This is a genomic window from Ralstonia condita (assembly GCF_958405655.1).
Taxonomy (GTDB): Bacteria; Pseudomonadota; Gammaproteobacteria; order Burkholderiales; family Burkholderiaceae; genus Ralstonia; species Ralstonia condita.
In genome coordinates this window covers 25,052-46,003 of the sequence record NZ_CATYWO010000005.1, presented here as the reverse complement: position 1 = coordinate 46,003, position 20,952 = coordinate 25,052, and the positions used below count along the sequence as shown (strand labels likewise).

Genomic DNA, 20,952 nt, shown 5'->3' with positions numbered 1-20,952 from the left:
GCGTTCTGCAGGTGGAGGAAACCACGACTGGAATGTAAGCGTCCGCATAAAGACAGGCAATTGAAGGTTTTTAAGATCGGAATTAAGACTTGAAGGCTCAAGGGTGCGCCAATGAAAAGACCCGGCATGCGGCCGGGTCTTTTGCTGACTCAGGGGAACGATCAGTCTTCGTAGGCGGTTTCGCCGTGGGACGTGATGTCCAAGCCCTCGCGCTCCTCTTCCTCCGGCACGCGCAGCCCGACGATCGCATCGACGATCTTGTACGAAATGAAGGCTACGACACTCGACCAGATGACCGTGGTCAGTACGCCCTGGAACTGGATCCACAGTTGTCCGGCGATCGAATAATCATCGGCCACCTTGTTGGCGACGTAGTCGTAGATGCCGGTGCCGCCGAGGCTCGGTGCGGCAAACACGCCCGTCAGCAGCGCGCCGAGGATACCGCCCACGCCGTGCACGCCAAACACGTCCAGCGTATCGTCCATGCCGAGCATGCGCTTGAGGCCCGTCACACCCCACAGGCACAGCAAGCCGGCGATGATGCCCAGGGCGATCGAGCCCATGGGGCCGACGAAGCCGGCTGCCGGCGTGATGGCCACGAGGCCGGCCACGGCACCCGACGCGGCACCCAGCATCGACGGCTTGCTCTTGCCGATCCACTCGCCGAAGCTCCACGACAGCACGGCAGCGGCGGTCGCCAGCAGCGTGTTGACGAAGGCCAGCGCGGCGCTGCCGTTGGCTTCCAGGGCCGAACCCGCGTTGAAGCCGAACCAGCCGAACCACAGCAGCGAGGCACCGACCATGGTCAGCGTCAGGCTGTGCGGCTTGAGCGCCTCACGGCCAAAGCCGATACGCTTGCCGAACAGGAAGGCACCCACCAGGCCCGCGACGGCGGCGTTGATGTGCACCACGGTACCGCCGGCAAAGTCCAGCGCGCCCTTCTGGAACAGCCAGCCCGACTTGGCCGTCATCAACTCGGCCGCCTTGGCATCCGTGAAGCCGTCCGGACCCGGCCAGAACCAGACCATGTGCGCGATCGGCAGGTAGCTGAAGGTGAACCACAGCACCACGAACAGCAGCACGGCAGAGAACTTTGCGCGCTCGGCGAAGGCGCCGATGATCAGCGCGCAGGTAATCGCCGCAAACGCGCCCTGGAAGGCGAAGTACGCGTATTCCGGCACCACCACGCCCTTGCTGAAGGTGGCGGCCACCGAATCCGGCGTCATGCCCTTCAGGAACAGCCGGTCCAGTCCGCCGATGAAGGCGTTGCCTTCGGTAAAGGCGAAGCTGTAGCCGTAGACGGCCCACAGGATGATGATCAGCGAGAAGATGCCCATGCACTGCATCAGCACCGAGAGCATGTTCTTCTTGCGTACCAGGCCGCCATAGAACAACGCCAGGCCCGGCAACGTCATCAGGATGACGAAGGCTGTGGAGATGAGCAGCCACGCCGTGTCGCCCTTGTTGGGCACAGGCGTGGCAGCGGCTGGCGCCGGGGCGGCGGCAGGTGCTGCGGCAGCGGCAGCGGCTGCCGGGGCGGCTGCCGCCTCGGACGCCGCAGCCGCTGGGGCGGCGGCCGATGCGGAGGCTTCGGCAGCGGGCTTGTCCTGCGCGATGGCCGGCGCCGACATCACGGCGCCCGCGAGCGCCGCAACGACGGCCCCCGCCGTCAGGAATCGTGTGAACCAGGTTTTCATGTTTTGACCTCTTCCTTGGCAGATTGGGGCTTACAGGGCGTCGCCGCCGGTCTCGCCGGTGCGGATGCGGATGACCTGCTCGACATCGGCCACGAAGATCTTCCCGTCGCCGATCTTGCCGGTGCGCGCAGATTTCTCGATGGCTTCGACCGCGCGTTCGACCACGTCGTCCGGCACGGCCACTTCGATCTTCACTTTAGGCAGGAAGTCGACGATGTACTCTGCGCCGCGGTAGAGCTCCGTGTGCCCCTTCTGGCGGCCGAAGCCCTTGACCTCGGTGACGGTGATACCCGACACACCCACTTCGGACAAGGCCTCCCGGACCTCGTCGAGCTTGAATGGCTTGATGATGGCCATGATGAGTTTCATGCTGGATTCCTCCTCGGACGGCAGCGCCCGGAGGCGCCGCCACGCATCGTTTTTAGAAAGTCTTGGTGATCGCCAGCAAGGCCGTAGCCTTACCCATGTAGTTGCCACGCGTGTTGGTATAGAACGCGCGCGAAGCGTTGGTGTCGATGTAGGCCAGCGATGCCGTCCAGCCGCTGCCGAAGTCCTTCGTCAACCCAACCTTCCAGTCGGCGTACGAGGCGCGCACGGCCTGATGCGGCACCTGCTGGTAGCCGACATGAAGATTCAGCGTCAGGCCCCAGAAGCCCGTATCGAAGTTGCCCGACAGGTCGAAGTACTGGCTGTGATGCGAATCGGGCGTGCCGAACAGGTTCGAGAACGCGTGCGAGTACTTGAACGTGACCGGGCCATAGCCGATCTGGGCATACCCTTCCGTGGTGTGCGGGCGCGTGAAGCCGTCGGGATAGCTGCCCGGGTAGTAGTACTGCAGCACGCCCACGTCGATGGGTACGTCCTTGACGATCTCGGTCTTGTAGCCGCCGTAAAAATCCATCTCGATCGGCGCGGAGACGTTCGAGTTGGAATCGCTGAGCCAGCTGATGGACGAGTTCCAGTTACCGATATAGAAGCCTTCGGGCAGGACGCCGCCAGGAATGGCGTAATCAAAGCCGCCCTGGATGGCTGGCTTGTTGTTCGTCTGCATGATCCCGCGGTAACGGTACTGGCTTGCCAACGTAACGTTGGCGGTCAGAGCAGGCGCCGGGGCCGGAGCTGCGGCGGGCGCATCCGCCGCCGGTGCGGTCTGGGCTGCGGCGGATTGACAAACCCCGGCAGCGACACCGGTCAGCAACAGAACACTGGCTGCATAAGCAAACTTCTTCATAACGGCTCTCCCCCTTTAGAAAGTCGCAACAGAGCGTGGAAAAAAAGTCGCTCGTGTTCTGCAACTGTCATGCCATGTCAAAACGCCCGCGTTGGCGGCACCCATGGACCGGCGCGTCGACACGCCCTCGCCATGACAGGGGAATGAAATTGGGGACGGATCGACCAGCGTGGCCCATGCGGCCCGCCACGGGTTGCTGCAGGCCGATCCACAGATGCCCGGCACGTGCCGACCCTGCCCCGATAGAAACCATGTGATAGAGTGATTTCAGTTCCGTGCGGCACGCGATGGCCGACGGACAGAGGGTTCAGCGTGCATTCTGTCCCCGTTTGGAAAACAGGCGTTTTGCCGCATCGCAGCGCGAATTGCCACGATTTGTGCCGTTTTGAGCGCTCTGCCGGTACCATCCACGTCTGCGGCACGGAAAACGCGCGTCCCGCGCACTGCCCCGCACCACGGCACAGCACATTCCGCGCACAGAGTCAGTGCATGCACCGGCTTGGCGCAAACAGCACGACCCACGGAGCCCATCATGAAACCCACCGATCTCTTTTCCGACTTCCAGAACCGCGTCACGGAGGCGCTGCGCAATTCGCCGGCTGCGGACATCGAGAAGAACGTCCGCGCCATGATGACTCAGGGATTTTCGAAGCTGGATCTCGTCACCCGCGAAGAATTCGACGTGCAGTCGCAGGTCCTTGCCCGCACCCGCGCGCGCCTGGAAGAGCTGGAGACGCGCGTGGCAACGCTGGAAGCGCAGCTGAAGTCCGCTGCTCCGGACGAGCAATAATCAGTTGCCCGGTGTTGCACCGGGCACGCATCTGCCCTGCCGCTGTGCCCGCAGCCGCACCCCTGCTGCGGCGCACAGGAGAACCGCCTTGTTGCGGGTGGCGAACTGATCTAGAACGTCCTCAAGACACACGCTTGAGGAGCGAGATCATGCAGCATCGCCTCTACTTTCTATTGCCAGACGTGGCCAGCGCCCGGCGCGTGATGAACGACCTGCTGCTGGCGCGCGTCACCGAGCGCCACATCCACTTCGTCGCCCGACAGGGCGCCGACCTCACCGGCCTGCATGAGGCCAACCTGCTGCAGACCTCCGACATCGTTCACGCGACACAGAACGGGTTGGTGATCGGCGGCGGGGCGGGGGTGCTGGCGGGTGTGGTCGCCGCACTGTTCCCGATCATCGGCGACGGCCCGCAATGGGGCATGGTGGGCATCACAACCCTGGTGGGCGCGCTGTTCGGTGCGTGGGCCTCCAGCATGATCGGCAGTTCGGTGCCAAACAGCCGCCTCAAACCCTTCAAGCGGGCAGTCGAGGAAGGGCAGATCCTGCTGATGGTGGACGTGCCGCGCTCGCGCATGTCGGAAATACGCGCGCTGCTGCAGAACACGCATCCGGAAGGCCGCTTCAGCGGCGAGGATTCAGCGATGCCCGCGTTCCCCTGATTGACGACGCGATCCATCACACCCCTGACAGCGAAACCGGAGCCCAGCGCTCCGGTCTTCTTTTTCCTCGCCCCGATCGTTAAATTTGGATGCGCAAGCGCGTGACGATGCCGCGCGGCTGGCACAGTGGGGGCTCTCCTACCGTTGAGGACCGGCACGCCATGCATCGATATCCCCCCCTCCGACTCGCTCGCGGTCTTGGCCAGAGGGCCGCGCGATGAGCCTCGCGGTCCTGCGTTCTCGTGCGCTGTCGGGTATCGATGCACCCGCCGTGTCGGTAGAGGTGCACCTGGCGAACGGGCTGCCGTCATTCACCATCGTTGGCCTGCCGGACACCGAAGTCAAAGAAAGCAAGGACCGCGTCCGCGCGGCCATCCAGAACAGCCGGTTTGAGTTTCCGGCGCGGCGCATCACCGTCAACCTTGCGCCGGCCGACCTCCCCAAGGAATCGGGCCGCTTCGACCTGGCCATTGCGCTGGGCATCCTGGCGGCGAGCCGCCAGATTCCCCACACGCATCTGGACGCACACGAGTTTGCCGGCGAGTTGTCGCTGTCCGGGGATTTACGCCCGATTCGCGGCGCCCTGGCGATGGCGTATGCGCTGTCGCGCCACCCCGCCCCGGCTGATGGCGAAGCGCCCCTTGGCCGGGCATTCGTGCTGCCCGCCGAGAACGCCGCTGAAGCTGCGCTCGTCAGCGGCACCAAGGTGCTACCCGCGCGCAGCCTCATCCAAGTGTGCGACCACCTCAGCGCACCGGACCGCAAGCTCGCACCCGCGCTGCCCGCCGCGGTCGCCACCGATATCCGCTATCCGGACCTGGCCGATGTGCGGGGCCAGCCGCAAGCCCGCCGCGCCCTCGAGGTGGCGGCTGCTGGCGGCCACTCGATGCTGATGATCGGCCCGCCGGGCACCGGCAAGTCGATGCTCGCACAACGCTTTCCTGGCCTGCTGCCCGACATGAGCGACGACGAAGCGCTCTCCGCTGCCGCCGTCACAAGCCTGACCACGCGTGGCTTCGACGCGCGACGCTGGAAGGTGCGACCCTTCCGCGCGCCGCACCACACGGCCTCGGCCGTGGCGATGGTCGGGGGTGGCAACACGCCCCGGCCAGGCGAGATCTCGCTGGCACATCAGGGCGTTCTCTTCCTCGACGAGCTGCCCGAATTTGAACGCCGCGTGCTCGAAGTCCTGCGCGAACCCCTGGAGACAGGGCATATCACGATTTCGCGCGCGGCCCACCAGACCGACTTCCCTGCCAGCTTCCAGCTGATCGCAGCGATGAATCCGTGCCCATGCGGCTATCGCGGACACCCGCTGCGCGCTTGCCGCTGCACGCCCGACCAGGTGGAGCGCTATCAGGCTCGCATCTCCGGGCCGCTGCTCGACCGCATCGACGTCCAGATCGAGGTGCCGACGCCCTCGCAAGAAGAATTGCTCGACGGGCCACCCGGCGAACCGAGCCGCAACGTCGCAGAGCGGGTGGCCGCGGCCCATGACCGACAACTCGCGCGGCAAGGCAAACGCAATGCGCTGCTGACCGGCCACGAGATCGACCGGTATTGCGCCCGCACCGATGCCGCCGACGGCTTGCTGCGCCATGCCATGACACGCTTCTCGTGGTCAGCCCGCGCCTATGCGCGTGTGCTCAAGCTCGCTCGCACGATCGCCGACCTGGCAGGCGATGACCCGGTCGACGCGGCACACGTCGGCGAAGCCATTCAGTACCGGCGTGGGGTCAAGGCGGATTAAGGACGGCGAGGCACCGCGGAAAACCGGGCCGCACCACGATCCAACCTGCCGGCAGCATCGCCCGCAGAAGAGCGTTGCCCGCGCGCTGCCAAGACCGAATCAGTCATGCGATGCGCAGTGACCGGCGCAGATTGACCCGCCGGTCGACGCCACGACCTTATGCGTGGCGCTTCACAAAGAACAGCGCGGCGCCAATGCTCATCAACATGCCGCCAAAGAACCGGCTCTGCCAGCGCAGCGCGCGCGGGTTACGGAACATGCGCTGCGCGCGCGAGGCGAGCAGGGCATAACCGTGCATGACGATCAGGTCGACGAATACCATCGTCAGGGCCAGGATGCCAAGTTGCATCAACAGCGGCTTGGCCGGATCAATGAACTGCGGCAGCACTGCCACCATGAACAGGATGCCCTTTGGGTTGGTCAGATTGGTCAGCAGGCCGATGAGAAAGCGGCGGCGGGCTCCGCCGCCAGAGACCGCTGCAGGTGCACCTTCCGCCGGCTTGCCGATCCGGATCGGCGTACGCCATTGGACGATGCCAAGGTAGATCAGGTAGAGCGCCCCAACGATCTTGATCGCCGTAAAGGCATGCTCCGAGGCCACCAGCAGCGCGCCCAGCCCCGCGCCCGCGATGAACAGGATCACGACGATGCCAAGCTCCAGCCCGGCGATCGTGACCGAAGTGCGGCGCACCCCATGGGTGAGCCCGTGGCTCATGCAAAGGATTGCGCCCGACCCCGGCGAAATGGCGATCACCCAGGCGGCCAGAAAGAAGGCCAACCAGACCTGCAACGTCATGATGGTTCCCCGTGATGTGTTGACGAAAACCGGAAGGCGTCGATTGTGCACCGACAGCCGCAGGCGCGCTTGCCGCTAGTACGGGTGAAAGCTGGTGAGGAACTGGTCAACCTGCTCCTGCTGGCGCCCATCGCGCGCGGCATCGCCCGATTCGAGCACGATGGCCTCATAGGCGCGCCTGCCGGTCGCCACCACGCGTGCGGTGAGACGGCGCTGGGCGGGATCGTCACCGCCCGCCCCCTGCACGATCAGCTCAACCGCTGGCAGGGACAACGGCGGCTGCGCGGCGGTCTTCACGGCGATGTCGCGCACGGCCACGCTGCCTTTCAGATTGGCCGACAGCCCCATCCGCAGCGCATCCACGGCCTGCTGCCGCCAAGCGGGGTCATCGGCGGGCAGTTCGACCACCCCGACGGCGAACAGCGTGCCGTCGATATTCGCTGCCTGCAGCGTCATCGGCAGCCGCTGGCCATGGATGTTGACGGGCCTGGCCTCGGCCGTGGGCTTGGCCGGGTAGTCGACGATGTAGGCACCGTCGTTCGACTGCACCGTGCGCCAGTCGTACTTCGGCGAGCAGGCCAGCAGCAGCGCACACATCACAGCGCCCAAGCCCCTCCACCAACCCGCCGTTCTCCTGACTTGCACGCCGCCTCCCGTGTCTTGTTGCGCCATTCTGCCCATTCGCCGAGCGGCTATTATCGGACAGAAGCCGCCGCCTCATTGAAGGAGCGCTCCATGCCGCCCCCGACCGCCTCCCTTCGCGCACTGCGCGCCGACATCACCACGCTCGACTGCGATGCCATCGTCAACGCAGCCAACAGTTCGCTGCTTGGCGGCGACGGGGTGGACGGCGCCATTCACCGTGCCGCCGGGCCTGAACTGCTCGAAGCCTGCCGCGCACTCCATGGCTGCCGCACCGGTGAAGCCAAACTCACGCCCGGCTTTCGCCTGCCGGCGCGCTACGTCATCCATACCGTGGGGCCGATCTGGCGTGGCGGCGGGCAGGAGGAAGCGGTGCTGCTGGCCGCCTGCTACCGCAATAGCCTGCGGCTTGCTCGGCAGCACGACGTTCGGTCGGTGGCCTTTCCGTGCTTCAGCACGGGCGTTTATGGCTTTCCGCCACAGCTGGCCACGCCGATTGCGCTGCGCACCGTGCGCGAACACGGCGCCGGGTTCGACGAGATCCTGTTCTGCTGTTTCTCTACCGCCGATCTGGCCCTGTACCAGGCGGCGCTCGCCGCTTGAAAGTGATTTCAGCGTCGCAGTCGACAGAATGTCGCAGTCGGTCGGCGAACTCGCCTTGGCGGGCCTACAATACAACTCTATTTTTTGTTTCCGGAACCGTTGCCGATATGGCCTCGACCCTGACGCCCTCTTCCGCTGCCGCGCCCGCCGCGTCCGGCAGCCGCCGTTGGCTGTTGCCCGTCATCCTGCTGGCGCTGGCCGCGGCGGGCTGGTTTGGCTGGCGCGCGTTTTCGCCGACGCAGCATGTGCCGACCGCCACCTTTACGCTGCTCGATGGCCATAAGCTTTCCACGCAGGATCTGAAAGGCAAGGTCTACCTGGTCAATTTCTGGGCGACGAGCTGCGCCACGTGCGTCAAGGAAATGCCCAACATGGTCCAGACCTACAACAAGTACAAGGGGGCGGGTCTGGAGTACGTGGCCGTGGCAATGAGCTACGACGCGCCGATGTATGTGATGAACTTCAGCCAGACGCGTCAGTTGCCCTTCAAGGTGGCGATGGACGCCGATGGGTCCGCCGCCAAGGCATTCGGTGACGTTCAACTTACGCCCACCACCTTCCTGGTCGACCGCGACGGGCGCATTCTCAAGCGCTACGTCGGCGAGCCCGAATGGGCGTCGTTCGATACGCTGCTGCAGCAGACGCTGGGCAAGCAGGCCTGAACGGTCTGTCAGCCAACCCAGACAAAACGCCCGGCACGTCCGGGCGTTTTTGCGTCTTGCGCGTGCGAGGCATCAGAGCCCGTAGCGCTTGATCTTGTCGTACAGCGTTGCCCGGCCGACTTGCAGGATGTCCGCCGCCTGGTGCACGGAGCCCCCCGTGCGCGCGAGCGTTTCGGCAATCACCGTGCGTTCGTAGCGTTCGACGCGCTCCTTGAGCGGCATGCCATCTTCAGACACATCGGGCATGACAGGCATCCGGCCGACCCCGAGCACGAGGCGATCGGCTGCATTGCGCAACTCGCGCACATTGCCTGGCCAACTCGATTGCATCAACTCATGACGCTGGCGCTCGGCCAGCATGGGCAGCGGACGCTGGTAGCGCACGGCAGCTTCCAGCAGGAAGTGCTCGAACAGCGGAATGATGTCTTCGCGGCGCTCGCGCAGGGGCGGCAGGTCGATGATGACAACGTTCAGGCGGTAATACAGATCGCGCCGGAAGCCCCCCGCATCGATCAGCGCCTCCATGTCGCCCTTGGCTGCTGCAACGATGCGCACATCGATGCGCACGGAGACATTCGAACCCAGGCGCTCCAGCACGCCCTCCTGCAGCACGCGCAGCAGCTTGACTTGCAGCGCGATCGGCATGCTTTCGATCTCGTCAAGGAACAGCGTTCCGCCCGATGCATGCTCCAGCTTGCCGATGCGCCGCTTGCCCGCCCCTGTGAACGCGCCGGCCTCGTGGCCAAACATCTCGGACTCGAAAATCTGCTCCGGCACCGCGCCACAGTTGAGCGCGATAAAGGGCTTGTCATGCCGGGGGGACAGCATGTGCAAGCTTCGCGCGACGAGTTCCTTGCCGGTGCCCGTCTCGCCGTTGATGAGCACGGGCGCATCGGTGGCGGCCACATTTTCGATCAGCGCGCGGACTGCCGCCATCGCCGGCGAGCGGCCGATGATGCGCGTGCCGGCCGCGGGCCCGGCGAGCTCACGGCGCAGCGCGCGGTTCTCCAGTTCCAACGCACGGCGCTCGACAGCACGGCGCACCGTTTCGGTCAGGCGCTCGGCGGGAAACGGCTTCTCGATAAAGTCGAAGGCGCCATCGCGCATCGCCTGTACGGCCATGGTGATGTCGCCGTGGCCGGTGACGAGCACCACGGGGATGCCAGTGCCGAACGACTGGCAATGCGCAAGGACATCGAGGCCGCTCGCGCCCGGCAAACGCAGATCGCTCACCACCACGCCGGGGAAATTGGCGTCGATCTTGCCGATGGCCTCTTCCGCGGAGCCGAACGCCAGCACGTTGAAGCCAGCCAGCTCGAGGCTCTGTGCAGTGGCTTGGCGCACGGGCGGGTCGTCTTCGATAAAGAGAACGTTCAAGCCTTCGGACATGGATCGTCTATGCGTTAGGAGAATCAGGAGCACGCCGCCGAGGTGACCTCGGCGCGTACCAGTGTCAGTGTGAACTGCGCCCCGCCGTCCCGCAGGTTGGCGGCCGAGAGCGAGCCGCCAAAATCACGCGCGATGCTCGTGGAAATCGCCAGCCCCAGCCCCAGGCCCTGGCCGATCTCCTTGGTGGTGAAGAACGGCTCGAACAGGTGCGGCATGGCGTCAGGCGGAATGCCCGGGCCGTTGTCGCGCACGGCAATGCTCAATTGCGACGGCGCGCCTTCGGCTGGACCGATATTGATGTCGATACGGCCAGGGCGTCCGCCGTCATGGGAATGGATCGCGTCCAGTGCGTTGCCGATCAGGTTGATCAGCACCTGCTCCAGCTTCAGTTCGTCCGCACGAACGATGGCGTCTGCCTCGGGAATGCGCCAGCGCAACTCCAGCCGCACGTCGCCCAGGCGTGGCCGAAGCAGTGCCAGCGTGTGATCGAGCGCCACGCGCACCTGCACGTCGACCAGCTTGCGGCGGGAGCGGCCCGCGAACAGCTTGAGCTGCGCGGTGATCTTGCCCATCCGCTCGGTCAGGTCGGCAATGGCCTGCAGATTGTCGGTGGCCGCGCCGAGCTGGCCGCGATCCAGCAGGATGCGCGTGTTATCGGAAAACGTCCGCAGCGCGGCCAGTGGCTGATTGAGCTCGTGTGTGATACCGGCAGCCATCTGGCCCAGCGCAGCCAGCTTGCTGGCCTGTACGAGTTCGTCCTGCGTGGCGCGCAGTTCGGCCTCAGCGCGCGTGCGGTCGACGATTTCGTGCTGAAGCTGCTCGTTGGTCGCCATCAGGTCGGCCGTGCGGTCCTCCACCCGGCGCTCCAGCTGGTCGTAGGCCGCCTCCAGCAGGCGGCGGCTGCGCACCATTTCCATCATGCGCAGGCGGCGTTGGCGCCAGTAGAACAGCAGCAGGCAGGCAAACGCGAAGGCAAACGCGGCCGCCACAGTGGCACTGCGCGCGGCGCCCATTACCGGATCGACAGGGGTGAGATACATCAGCGTCCAGTCGGGCTCCGCCAGATCGCGCGAGACCTGCAGATAGCGCGTGGCATTTGCACGCGCGCCGATGCGTATCAGCTCCGCGCCCTCGGGCAGACGACCCGTCAATCTCAGAAAGGCGGGCGCCTCCGGCTGCAGCGGCAGGGGCGTGATCTGCTTGCGATAGTACTGACGTGTGGCCTCGAGCTGGGCCTGCAGCCTTGGCGTGAGCGGCTCTACGGTCCGGTACTGCCACGCCGGGACGGACGATAGGAAGATTACGCCATTCTCGTCGGCCACCATGACGGGTTCAGACGCGTCCTGGCTCGCGCGGCCGAACCATTCAAGGTTGAGCTTGACGACCGCCACTCCGATCACGCGCCCATTCTGCATGACCGGCTGCGAGATGTAATAGCCAGGCTCTTCGCGCGTGATGCCGATACCGTAGAAGCGCCCGACGTGTCCGGCGGCAGCCTGTTGGAAGTACGGCCGGAACAGGTACACGGCACCGACAAAGCTGTCAGGCTGGTTGTAGTTGGACGCAGCCAACGCCCGCCCGCTCGGGGCGATCACGTAGGTGGCGGTGGCATGCGCGCGGTCATTCACCTCGCGCAGGTAGCGGTTGGCGCGGTCGACGTTGGCAGGCGTGGGGTTGGCCAGCAGATCGTGGATGAACGGATGCAGGGCAACGAGCGCCGGCAGGTATTCGTAGCGGTCGAGCGTGCTCTTGAGGTTGGCGGCATAGCGGTCGACCCGCCCGCCCGCGGCCTGCTGCGCCTGTGCCAGCCCGCGATTCCACGTCAGCACGAAGGTCGTCGCGCACACCACCGCCATCAGCGCTACGAGCCCGGCCGCTACCAGCCACCAGAACACGCGTCGCGAGCCGAAGGCGCTGGAAAACGAGAAATCGGGATCGGACATCGGCTGAAGATCGGCGGCGAAGGAGGCTGCCTTGCCTTCTGATGCCACGCCCGCAGCGGGCATGTCGCCCAGATGCTTCACGAAGGGAATCCCCAAATAGAAGCGGGGCCGTCTGGAAGGACAGGCCCCGCAATCATACGCTTTCGAGCAGCCGGGCCCGCAGGCGCCGGCCATCACCGCTCGATCAGACCGCCGGGGTTGCCGGCACGCTCTCGCTTCGGCTACCCGACATCACGCGGGCCAGCTTGCTGCGATCGAGTTCGCGTTCCCACGCCGAGATCACCACGCAGGCCACACCGTTGCCGGTGATGTTGGTCAGCGCGCGGCATTCGCTCATGAAGCGGTCGATACCCAGGATGAGCACCATGCCCGTCACTGGAATCGTCGGCACCACGGCCAGCGTTGCGGCCAGCGTGATGAAGCCCGCACCGGTAATGCCCGAAGCGCCCTTCGACGTGAGCATGGCGACGGCCAGGATGGTCAGCTGCTGCGTCCAGGTCAGTTCGATGTTCAGCGCCTGGGAGATGAAGATCACCGCCATCGTCATGTAGATGTTGGTGCCGTCCAGGTTGAACGAATAACCGGTCGGGACAACGAGGCCCACCACCGACTTCGAACAGCCGAGCTTCTCCATCTTCTCCATCAGGTGCGGCAGCGCCGATTCCGACGAGCTGGTGCCCAGCACGATCAGCAGTTCTTCCTTGATGTAGGCCACGAAGCGGAAGATGCTGAAGCCGGTCAAGCGCGCAATGATGCCCAGCACCCCCACCACGAAGATGATCGCCGTCAGGTAGAACGTGCCGATCAGCTTGAGCAGCGGCACCAGCGACACCACGCCGTACTTGCCGATGGTGAATGCCATTGCGCCGAACGCGCCGATCGGGGCCACGCGCGTGATGATGTGCACGATGCGGAAGAACACGTGCGCGATCTGGTCAATGAAGTCCGTCACCATCTGCGCGCGATCACCCATGGCGGAGAGCGCACCGCCAAACAGCAGCGCGATCAGCAGGATCTGCAGGATGTCGCCCTTGGCAAACGCATCCACCACCGTGCTCGGGATGATGTTGAGCAGGAAGTCGACCGTGCTGGCCGAGTGAGCCTTGGCGGCGTACTGCGCCACGGCCTTGGCGTCGATCGTGTTGACGTCGACGTTGAAGCCCGCGCCCGGGTTGAAGATGTGGCCGGCCGCCAGGCCAATCACCAGCGCGAAGGTCGAGACAACTTCAAAGTAGAGCAGCGCCTTGCCGCCCACGCGGCCCACCTTCTTCATGTCGCGCATGCCGGCGATGCCGGAGACGACCGTACAGAAGATGATCGGCCCGATCACCATCTTGATGAGCTGGATGAAGCCATCGCCCAGCGGCTTCATCTGCACGGCAAGCTTGGGCGAGAAATGGCCCAGCAGCACGCCGATGACGATCGCGGCCAGCACCTGTACGTACAGGATTTTGTAGAACGGTTTTTTCATGTCTTCCTCGAGTGTCACAGACCGGCCGTGCGCTCGATTGCTCGCCCGGTCCGACCCGCCCTGATGTGGTCTCTCTCCTGCCTCGATGCGCCGATGCTCGCGGCGTTGCCCGCAGCAGGTCGCTCTGAATTGCAAGGGCCATGCCAGTCTCCCGCCCCCGCATCAGCGGCCCGCCAACCCTTGTGCCAGCTCGGTGTGACTACCATGGCACCCGCCTTGGCCGTCGTCAATCCCGGAATTCGCGCAGCGCACCGTCCGGACATCCGGAAAGCATGTTGCGGCGCAGCACCATACGCTCCTGCTGCGTAAATCGGTTGTCCCGGGGCCGTATAATGCCGGCTCGTTACGCAAAACCCGTGTGTGCGCGGCGCGGAGAGATCTTTCGCCAGCCGTCAGCGCACCGCTTCCTCAGCCCGCGCGATCCGCCCATGAGCAGCCACTACAAGCACCACGTTTTCTTCTGCCTGAACGAACGCGAGGACGGCTCGCGCTGCTGCGCCGACTTTGGCGCCAAGGCCATGCAGGAATATGCCAAGAAGCGCTGCAAGGAACTCGGCATCAACGGTGAAGGCCGCGTGCGCATCAACAAGGCCGGCTGCCTGGACCGCTGCGAACTCGGTCCGGTGATGGTGGTCTACCCCGAGGCCGTCTGGTACACCTTCGTCGACAAGGAAGACATCGACGAAATCATCCAGAGCCACCTGATCGACGGCAAACCGGTCGAGCGCCTGATGGTCGACCGTCCCGCCGCAGCCTGAGCCCGCCTGACAGCATCCGCTTTTTCATGAACGTGCATACCGAAGAACGCCTGATCCCCGGCCCGGCCGGGCAGATCGACCTCTCGATCGACCTGCCGGACGGCGCCCCGCGCGGCCTCGCGTTGATCGGCCATCCGCATCCGCTGTTTGGCGGCACGAAGGACAACAAGGTCGCACAGACCTTGGCACGCACCTTTGTCGGTCTCGGCTATGCGACGGTGCGTCCGAATTTTCGCGGCGTGGGCAAGACGGAAGGCACGCACGACAGCGGTATCGGCGAACAGGACGACATGCTGGCCGTGCTGACCTGGATGCGCACGCAAACCGGGTGGTCGCCCGACGTTGCCACATTGCCGCTGGCGCTGGGCGGTTTCTCATTCGGCAGTTTCGTCGTCTCGCAGGTGGCGCGCCGCCTCGCCGAGGCCGGCACGCCCGCCGAGCGACTCGCCCTGGTTGGCACAGCCACCTCGCGCTGGGACGTCGCGCCGGTACCGGCCGACACCATCGTCATCCACGGTGAGCAAGACGACACCGTGCCGCTTATCGACGTCCTGAACTGGGCGCGGCCGCAGGAACTGCCCGTCATCGTCATTCCGGGCGCCGATCACTTCTTTCACCGCAAGCTGCATCTGATCAAGCAGCTCATCACCGGCGCGTGGGCGCCACGGCCGTAACCAGCACCTTTTGAGTTTTCAGATGCCGCGCCTCCCCCGGTGCAAGGCATCGTCGATCCCCCTCCCCCAAGCAGACCGCAGGACCCGACATGCAGACCCGTTTCACGCTATCCGCCTTCCATTCCGCCGCTGCCACCGCCGTTGCTGCCGCCGTGCTGGTCACGGCATTGCCTGCCGCGGCGCAGTCCGTCCCCGCACCGCAGGTTGCCGCACGCTCGTGGATGCTGACCGACGTGACCAGCGGCCAGATCCTGGGCGGCGGCAACATGGACGAGCGCATCGAGCCCGCCTCGCTGACCAAGCTGATGACCGCCTACCTGGTCTTCGAAGCCGTGCGCGATGGCAAGCTCAAGTACGACCAGATGATCACGCCCACCGAGACCGTGCGTGCTGTCAAGACGGACGAGTCGCGCATGTTCCTGCAACCGGGCAAACCCGTTTCGGTCCGGGATCTGACGCAGGGCCTGATCGTGCAATCGGGCAACGACGCGGCACTCGTGCTGGCAGAAGCCGTGGGCGGCACCGAGTCCAACTTCGTCATGCTGATGAACCGCGAAGCCGAGCGCCTGGGCATGAAGAACACGCACTTCGCCAACGCTGCCGGCCTGCCGGATCCGAACCACTACTCCACCGCACGTGATCTCTCGATCCTGACGGCGGCGCTGATCAAGAATTTTCCGCAGGACTACAAGTTCTACTCTGAGAAGGAATTCACCTATAACAACATCAAGCAGCCCAACCGCAACCGCCTGCTGTGGCTGGACCCGACTGTCGACGGCGGCAAGACCGGCCATACCAAGTCTGCCGGGTACTGTCTCGTCACATCGGCCAACCGTCCGCTGCCGGATGTCCCGGGCGCGAGCCGCCGATTGTTGTCCGTCATCATCGGCACCAAGAGCGACCAGATCCGCACGCAGGAAAGCCTGAAAGTCCTGAACTACGGCTACCAGTTCTTTGACACGGTGCGCCTGTATCAGGCCAAGGAGGCGCTGCAGACGCCCGACGTGTACAAGGGCCAGGCCAAGAGCGTGAAGCTGGGCGTGCTGGAGGACAAATGGATTACCGTGCCCAAGGGCGCAGGCAGCCGCCTGAAGCCGGTGCTCGAGCGCAAGGACCCGCTGATCGCCCCGATCGCGCAGGGTCAGCAGCTGGGCACGGTCAAGGTGATGGACGGCTCGACCGTGGTGTCGGAATTCCCGGCGGTGGCACTCGAGGCCGTGCCCGAGGCTGGGTTCGTTGGCCGGACGATCGACGCAGTCAAGTTGTGGTTTAAAAAGAAGTAATCGTCTCCAACTAGATCGACATGACTTCTTCGCACATGACCCCGCCGGGCCACATCCCGCCCGAACAATCTCTGATTGAATATCCGAGCGATTTCCCCATCAAGGTGATGGGGAAATCTCATGACGCCTTTGTCGAAACCATCATCGAGGTGGTCCGACAGCACGATCCGGCGTTTCATGAAGGGCGCCTGGAACGACGCCCGTCGTCGGGTGGCAATTACCTCGGCCTGACCGTCATCGTGCGCGCGACCAGCCGCGAGCAACTCGACGCGCTGTACCAGGCGCTGACCAGCCATCCGATGGTCAAGATTGTGCTGTAACGCACACCTCTGCAAGGAAGAACGCCCCGGTCGAGCCGGGGCGTTTTGCTTGGTGTCGACCCCGCAGCGCTAGCCCTTGGCCACGTGCCCAAGGCAGGCCGTGTTGTCATTCATGAGCCCCTCCAGCTTGAGCTTGAATGCCGCGATCTCGGGCAGCAGCCACGTGCGAAACGCCTGCATCTTCGGGGTCTGCAGGGCGCTGTGCGGGCAAACGAAGTAGTAGTTCCAGGGGCACGGAATGGTCGTCTCAAACAGGCGCACCACGCGACCGGTCAACAGGTCGTTGAACCCCAGTGTCGGGCGGATCAGCGCAATGCCCTGCCCCGCCGCAGCCGCCTGGAGCAGCAGGGACGAATCCTGGAACATCAATCCGCCGCGCTGCTCCACAAATCCGGGAAAGCCCGCCGCATCAAACCACGGCTTCCAGTCTTCGCCTTCGCTGCGCAGCAGGGTCATGCCGGCCATCTCCTCAACGGTGCGCGGCAATCGGCCACCGTTGAACGACGGGCTACAGATCGGGAAGAACACATCATCGAGCAGCTTCTCCACGTACAGGCCAGGATAGTTGCCCGAGCCCATGCGCAGCGCCACGTCCACCTCCTCGCGTGCGAAGTCGACCAGCGCCGGACTGGAGAACAGCTCCACTTCCAGTTCCGGATGCCGCTCGATGAAGGTACCGATGTGTGGCGTCAGCCACCGCGCCGCGAATGACGGCATCGTGCTGATGGCCAGACGGTTGTCACGATTGCCGGCGCGCAGTTGATGCGTGGCCTGGGCGATCTGGTCGAGCGCGTCTCGCACGCGATCGGCATAGGCGCGGCCTGCGTGCGTGAGGACCACGCGCTTGCCGCGTCGCTCGAACAGCGGCACGCCCAGTTCGTCTTCCAGCGTGCGCATCTGGTGGCTGACTGCGCCGTGCGTGACGAACAGCTCCGTCGCCGCGCGAGAGAAGCTCTCATAGCGGGCTGCGGCCTCGAACACCCGCAGCGCGCCAAGTGAAGGCAAGCGCATCGGTTCGCGGATCTCCGTCATGGATGAGAACAAAGCCGGCGACGAATGGCTGCACGCAGGCGGCAGCGTTGCCGTGAAGCGCGGTGAAGAAATCGTCGTCTCGGTAGACCCGAAAGCCCTCGGCCCCGTGGCACTGGCAGTCGAAGCGACTGATGGCCACATGCCGCGCCAGCCATGGCACGTCACGAATGGGTGGCGCCACACGCTGGCCGCGCTGGGCTGGAACGAGCACGCCGAGACGCCCGTCGTGGCCGCCTGAGCCCGCAATCTGTTTTGAGTCTCCTTTTGCGGCAGATACCGCAAAAGCCGATGCCGGCGCCGATGCCTCCCATCGCGTCGGCATCTTTTTTGGCTCAACCCTGCAGGCGAAGCGGACAAAGGCGCAGGGCGCCCGAACCTGCCCTGCGCTACACTCGCGGGCATGATTCCGATTGACATCGTCGAACGCGGCCTGCAGGACTACGCCACCTGCTTCGACGAAATGCAGACCTTCACCGCACAGCGCGGCCCCGATACACCCGACACGATCTGGCTGGTCGAACACCCTCCGGTGTTCACGCTCGGCTTGGCGGGCGATCCGGCGCATCTGTTGGCTCCCGGCAACATCCCGCTGGTGAAAGTCGATCGTGGCGGCCAGATCACTTACCACGGTCCGGGCCAAGTCGTCGCTTACCTTTTGCTGGATCTGCGCCGACGCGGGCTGTTCGTGAAGGCGCTGGTCGATGCCATTGAGGCGGCCGTTATCGAGACGCTCGCCACGTATAATGTCGCCTCCGAACGCAAGGCTGGCGCCCCCGGTATCTACCTGTCGGGCGGGCCGCATGCTGGCGCCAAGATCGCCGCGCTGGGCCTGAAGATCCGCAACGGCTGCAGCTACCACGGCGTGAGCCTGAACCTGGCGATGGACCTGTCGCCCTTCACGCAGATCAACCCGTGCGGCTATGCCGGCCTGGAAACCGTCGATATGGTGACCGCCGGCGCCCGCGATGCGTCCGGACGCGCCGTCGATGCGAACGACTGGCAAACCGTTTCCCGCGACCTGGCCAATGCGCTGGTCGCCCAATTGCAGCAACGCGCGCAAGCGCACCCCGCCGAGGCCGCTACCGCTTAGCGCCCGGAAATGCACGAGCCGCAAGCCCGTGCGGAGAACACGATGACCGATTCCGCCGCCGGCGCCACTGAAGTCGCCACCCCTGCCACCCCGTCGAACAAGCCGTACGACGCGACGGCCAAGCAGAAGTCGCTCGACAAGACCGCACGCATTCCCATCAAGATCGTGCCGGCCGAGAAGCTCAAGAAGCCGGATTGGATTCGCGTGCGCGCCGCCACCGGCAACTCGCGCTTCTACGAAATCAAGGACATCCTGCGCGCCAATAACCTCGTGACGGTGTGCGAAGAGGCAAGCTGCCCGAACATCGGCGAGTGCTTCGGCAAGGGCACGGCCACGTTCATGATCATGGGCGACAAGTGCACGCGCCGCTGCCCATTCTGCGACGTCGGGCACGGCCGCCCGGACCCGCTCGACGTGAACGAGCCGGAAAACCTGGCCAAGACGATCGCCGAGCTCAAGCTTAACTACGTCGTCATCACCAGCGTCGACCGCGACGACCTGCGTGACGGCGGCGCCCAGCATTACGTCGATTGCATTTCGCGCACCCGCGCCCTGTCGCCGGCCACGCGCATCGAAGTGCTGGTGCCGGACTTCCGCGGCCGCCTGGAGAAGGCGCTGGACATCCTCCAAGAATGCCCGCCCGACGTGATGAATCACAACCTCGAAACGGTGCCCCGCCTGTACAAGCAGGCGCGCCCGGGTGCGGACTACGCGCACTCGCTCAAGCTGCTGAAGGACTTCAAGGCCCGCAACCCGAACGTGCCGACCAAGTCCGGCCTGATGGTCGGCCTGGGCGAGACCGATGAGGAAATCCTCGAAGTCATGCGCGACATGCGCGAGCACGACATCGATATGCTGACCATCGGCCAGTATCTGGCGCCGTCGGGCCACCATCTGCCGGTGCTTCGCTACGTGCACCCGGACACCTTCAAGATGTTCGAAGAGAAGGCGTACGAGATGGGCTTCACGCACGCTGCGGTTGGTGCAATGGTGCGCAGTTCATACCACGCAGATCAGCAGGCACACGAAGCCGGCGTGGTCTGACCAAGCCGGAACGCTGCAGAAACAAAAAGGGCCTTGGGGTAAAACCCAAGGCCCTTTTGCTTTGGTGCGGCTCGATCAGGCTTGCGAAGCGGCGTCCTTCGGATACGAGGCATCGCCGTTCCACGACAGATAGCCGTAAGTGTCGGCCTGACGGTCGGCGCCCTGCGTGTAGACGTCGTACTTGGCGGCAGCGCCCTGTGTGTAAGGATCAGCCTTGGCGATTGCACCATCGGTGTACGGGTCAGCCTTGGCGACGGCACCTTGGGTGTACGGATCGAAGCGGTCGTTCTTCCACGACAGATAGCCGTAGGTATCAGCTTGGCGGTCCGCGCCCTGGGTGTAGACGTCGTACTTGGCGGCAGCGCCCTGGGTGTACGGATCGGCCTTGGCGACGGCGCCCTGCGTATAGGGATCGGCAGCGCTTTGCACAGCAGCAGCGGCCGGTTGAGCCGCCAGCAGAGCGGCGGAAGCGGACACTGTGGCCACCAGGGCCAGCAGAGCGTTGCGGGAGAAAGCGGTTGCGAGACGGGTGTTCATGATTGACTCCTGATGGATCTGGATGTTCGGTTGCGCTCGGTTCGTTGCGCTTGTGACCAGAATAGATCGTTGCCATTGATTGATAAATGAATGATCCAAGAAAAGACTGTTCCCTTATCATCAACAATAGTGGAATGCCGTTTTCGTGCCTTGAACATCACCCCGCACGTCGGAACGGAAGAACCCTGTTGGTTTTGGCACCTTGTTGCTGAAAGAAAAAGCCGCGCACAGTGGCGCGGCGTTCCCTTGCTTGGCGCGGCGTCATGGCTGGGCCGGCCGTCCCGGGCGCGGCGCCCCGGGTGCCTCCATCACCACGCGCCCCGCCTGCTTGTTACGCCACCAGCCCATCAGCGTCAGCGCAAGCCAAAAGCACTGCGTGAGAAACGACGCCAGGTTGAACGCGCCCATCAGCGAAATGAGGATGCACGTCGGTCCGAGCAGGTTGAGGCGAACGGCAAATGCGCCAGTCGGCGGCTTGTGCAGGACCTGCACGCCAAAGTGCGCCGAAACATAGGCGGCGACGCCGACCAGACCGACAACGTCGGTAAAACCCAGGGAGGCCATGGTGTGTTGCTCTC

The 20,952-nt window shown here is 64.7% G+C and carries 22 protein-coding genes and 1 pseudogene; 12 read left to right on the top strand and 11 right to left on the bottom strand.

The features are described from left to right. Positions 1-161 precede the first annotated feature (161 nt). From R2N03_RS15945 to R2N03_RS15935, 3 genes are read right to left on the bottom strand one after another with little or no spacing between them, the layout of a single operon-like run. The gene (locus R2N03_RS15945; protein ID WP_316658669.1) at positions 162-1,697 is read right to left on the bottom strand and encodes an ammonium transporter; all 1,536 of its coding nucleotides are present in this window, start codon (positions 1,695-1,697) and stop codon (positions 162-164) included. Positions 1,698-1,727: 30 nt separating this feature from the next. Then, positions 1,728-2,066: a P-II family nitrogen regulator gene (locus R2N03_RS15940; protein ID WP_004637070.1), complete on the bottom strand. Its 339-nt coding sequence runs from the start codon at positions 2,064-2,066 to the stop codon at positions 1,728-1,730. A 52-nt stretch (positions 2,067-2,118) separates the two neighbouring features. Next, positions 2,119-2,928 carry a TorF family putative porin gene (locus R2N03_RS15935; RefSeq protein WP_316658664.1) on the bottom strand — a complete coding sequence of 270 codons (810 nt, stop codon included), beginning with the start codon at positions 2,926-2,928 and terminating at the stop codon, positions 2,119-2,121. Between the two features lie 532 nt (positions 2,929-3,460). Here R2N03_RS15935 and R2N03_RS15930 point away from each other — a divergent pair. The 3 genes from R2N03_RS15930 to R2N03_RS15920 all read left to right on the top strand — a co-directional run bounded on the left by R2N03_RS15930 (position 3,461) and on the right by R2N03_RS15920 (position 6,130). Continuing rightward, on the top strand, positions 3,461-3,718 hold the full coding sequence (locus R2N03_RS15930) for an accessory factor UbiK family protein (protein ID WP_316658663.1): 258 nt from the start codon (positions 3,461-3,463) through the stop codon (positions 3,716-3,718). 149 nt (positions 3,719-3,867) lie between these two features. Further along, positions 3,868-4,380: a DUF1269 domain-containing protein gene (locus R2N03_RS15925; RefSeq protein WP_316658662.1), complete on the top strand. Its 513-nt coding sequence runs from the start codon at positions 3,868-3,870 to the stop codon at positions 4,378-4,380. Between the two features lie 217 nt (positions 4,381-4,597). Then, a complete protein-coding gene (locus R2N03_RS15920; protein WP_316658661.1) occupies positions 4,598-6,130 on the top strand; it encodes a YifB family Mg chelatase-like AAA ATPase in 1,533 nt (510 codons plus the stop codon). A gap of 157 nt (positions 6,131-6,287) precedes the next feature. On the opposite strand, the gene R2N03_RS15915 is transcribed toward R2N03_RS15920, so the two are convergent. Together R2N03_RS15915 and R2N03_RS15910 are read right to left on the bottom strand one after the other, a co-directional pair. Next, on the bottom strand, positions 6,288-6,926 hold the full coding sequence (locus tag R2N03_RS15915; RefSeq protein ID WP_316658660.1) for a LysE family transporter: 639 nt from the start codon (positions 6,924-6,926) through the stop codon (positions 6,288-6,290). A 75-nt stretch (positions 6,927-7,001) separates the two neighbouring features. Then, positions 7,002-7,598: a hypothetical protein gene (locus tag R2N03_RS15910; protein WP_428984420.1), complete on the bottom strand. Its 597-nt coding sequence runs from the start codon at positions 7,596-7,598 to the stop codon at positions 7,002-7,004. A 63-nt stretch (positions 7,599-7,661) separates the two neighbouring features. On the opposite strand from R2N03_RS15910, the gene R2N03_RS15905 reads away from it, so the two are divergent. Together R2N03_RS15905 and R2N03_RS15900 are read left to right on the top strand one after the other, a co-directional pair. Next, positions 7,662-8,171, top strand: coding sequence for an O-acetyl-ADP-ribose deacetylase (locus R2N03_RS15905; protein ID WP_316658658.1), 510 nt, complete (start codon positions 7,662-7,664; stop codon positions 8,169-8,171). 107 nt (positions 8,172-8,278) lie between these two features. Beyond that, complete coding sequence (locus R2N03_RS15900; RefSeq protein WP_316658657.1) at positions 8,279-8,833, top strand: TlpA disulfide reductase family protein; 555 nt, start codon at positions 8,279-8,281, stop codon at positions 8,831-8,833. A 72-nt stretch (positions 8,834-8,905) separates the two neighbouring features. On the opposite strand, the gene R2N03_RS15895 is transcribed toward R2N03_RS15900, so the two are convergent. The 3 genes from R2N03_RS15895 to R2N03_RS15885 all read right to left on the bottom strand — a co-directional run bounded on the left by R2N03_RS15895 (position 8,906) and on the right by R2N03_RS15885 (position 13,636). Beyond that, positions 8,906-10,222, bottom strand: coding sequence for a sigma-54-dependent transcriptional regulator (locus R2N03_RS15895; RefSeq protein WP_316658655.1), 1,317 nt, complete (start codon positions 10,220-10,222; stop codon positions 8,906-8,908). Between the two features lie 23 nt (positions 10,223-10,245). Beyond that, positions 10,246-12,228: a sensor histidine kinase gene (locus tag R2N03_RS15890; RefSeq protein ID WP_316658971.1), complete on the bottom strand. Its 1,983-nt coding sequence runs from the start codon at positions 12,226-12,228 to the stop codon at positions 10,246-10,248. Between the two features lie 121 nt (positions 12,229-12,349). After that, positions 12,350-13,636, bottom strand: coding sequence for a dicarboxylate/amino acid:cation symporter (locus tag R2N03_RS15885; RefSeq protein ID WP_316658654.1), 1,287 nt, complete (start codon positions 13,634-13,636; stop codon positions 12,350-12,352). A 428-nt stretch (positions 13,637-14,064) separates the two neighbouring features. Between R2N03_RS15885 and R2N03_RS15880 the strand changes: the two genes are divergently transcribed. From R2N03_RS15880 to R2N03_RS15865, 4 genes are all read left to right on the top strand, one after another. Beyond that, positions 14,065-14,394 carry a (2Fe-2S) ferredoxin domain-containing protein gene (locus tag R2N03_RS15880; protein WP_316658652.1) on the top strand — a complete coding sequence of 110 codons (330 nt, stop codon included), beginning with the start codon at positions 14,065-14,067 and terminating at the stop codon, positions 14,392-14,394. Between the two features lie 26 nt (positions 14,395-14,420). Next, positions 14,421-15,068, top strand: coding sequence for an alpha/beta hydrolase (locus R2N03_RS15875; RefSeq protein WP_316658651.1), 648 nt, complete (start codon positions 14,421-14,423; stop codon positions 15,066-15,068). Positions 15,069-15,157: 89 nt separating this feature from the next. Beyond that, positions 15,158-16,351, top strand: a complete 1,194-nt coding sequence (locus R2N03_RS15870; RefSeq protein WP_316658649.1) for a D-alanyl-D-alanine carboxypeptidase family protein — start codon at positions 15,158-15,160, stop codon at positions 16,349-16,351. Between the two features lie 20 nt (positions 16,352-16,371). Next, entirely contained in the window at positions 16,372-16,671 is a 300-nt protein-coding gene (locus R2N03_RS15865; protein ID WP_316658648.1) for an HP0495 family protein, read from the top strand. Between the two features lie 69 nt (positions 16,672-16,740). Here the strand turns inward: R2N03_RS15865 and R2N03_RS15860 are convergent, their stop codons facing one another. Next, positions 16,741-17,703, bottom strand: a complete 963-nt coding sequence (locus tag R2N03_RS15860) for a transcriptional regulator GcvA (protein ID WP_316658647.1) — start codon at positions 17,701-17,703, stop codon at positions 16,741-16,743. A gap of 1 nt (position 17,704) precedes the next feature. Between R2N03_RS15860 and R2N03_RS15855 the strand changes: the two are divergent. From R2N03_RS15855 to lipA, 3 genes and pseudogenes are all read left to right on the top strand, one after another. Then, positions 17,705-17,941, top strand: a pseudogene (locus R2N03_RS15855) (DUF2917 domain-containing protein); the annotation flags it as partial. 162 nt (positions 17,942-18,103) lie between these two features. Further along, a complete protein-coding gene (lipB, locus tag R2N03_RS15850; protein WP_232041791.1) occupies positions 18,104-18,793 on the top strand; it encodes a lipoyl(octanoyl) transferase LipB in 690 nt (229 codons plus the stop codon). A gap of 42 nt (positions 18,794-18,835) precedes the next feature. After that, positions 18,836-19,837: a lipoyl synthase gene (gene lipA / locus R2N03_RS15845; protein ID WP_004633801.1), complete on the top strand. Its 1,002-nt coding sequence runs from the start codon at positions 18,836-18,838 to the stop codon at positions 19,835-19,837. A gap of 75 nt (positions 19,838-19,912) precedes the next feature. Here lipA and R2N03_RS15840 read toward each other — a convergent pair whose 3' ends face one another. Both R2N03_RS15840 and R2N03_RS15835 read right to left on the bottom strand, forming a co-directional pair. After that, a complete protein-coding gene (locus R2N03_RS15840; protein ID WP_316658642.1) occupies positions 19,913-20,374 on the bottom strand; it encodes a hypothetical protein in 462 nt (153 codons plus the stop codon). Between the two features lie 261 nt (positions 20,375-20,635). Beyond that, on the bottom strand, positions 20,636-20,938 hold the full coding sequence (locus tag R2N03_RS15835; protein ID WP_316658641.1) for a CBU_0592 family membrane protein: 303 nt from the start codon (positions 20,936-20,938) through the stop codon (positions 20,636-20,638). Between the last annotated feature and the right edge of the window lie 14 nt (positions 20,939-20,952).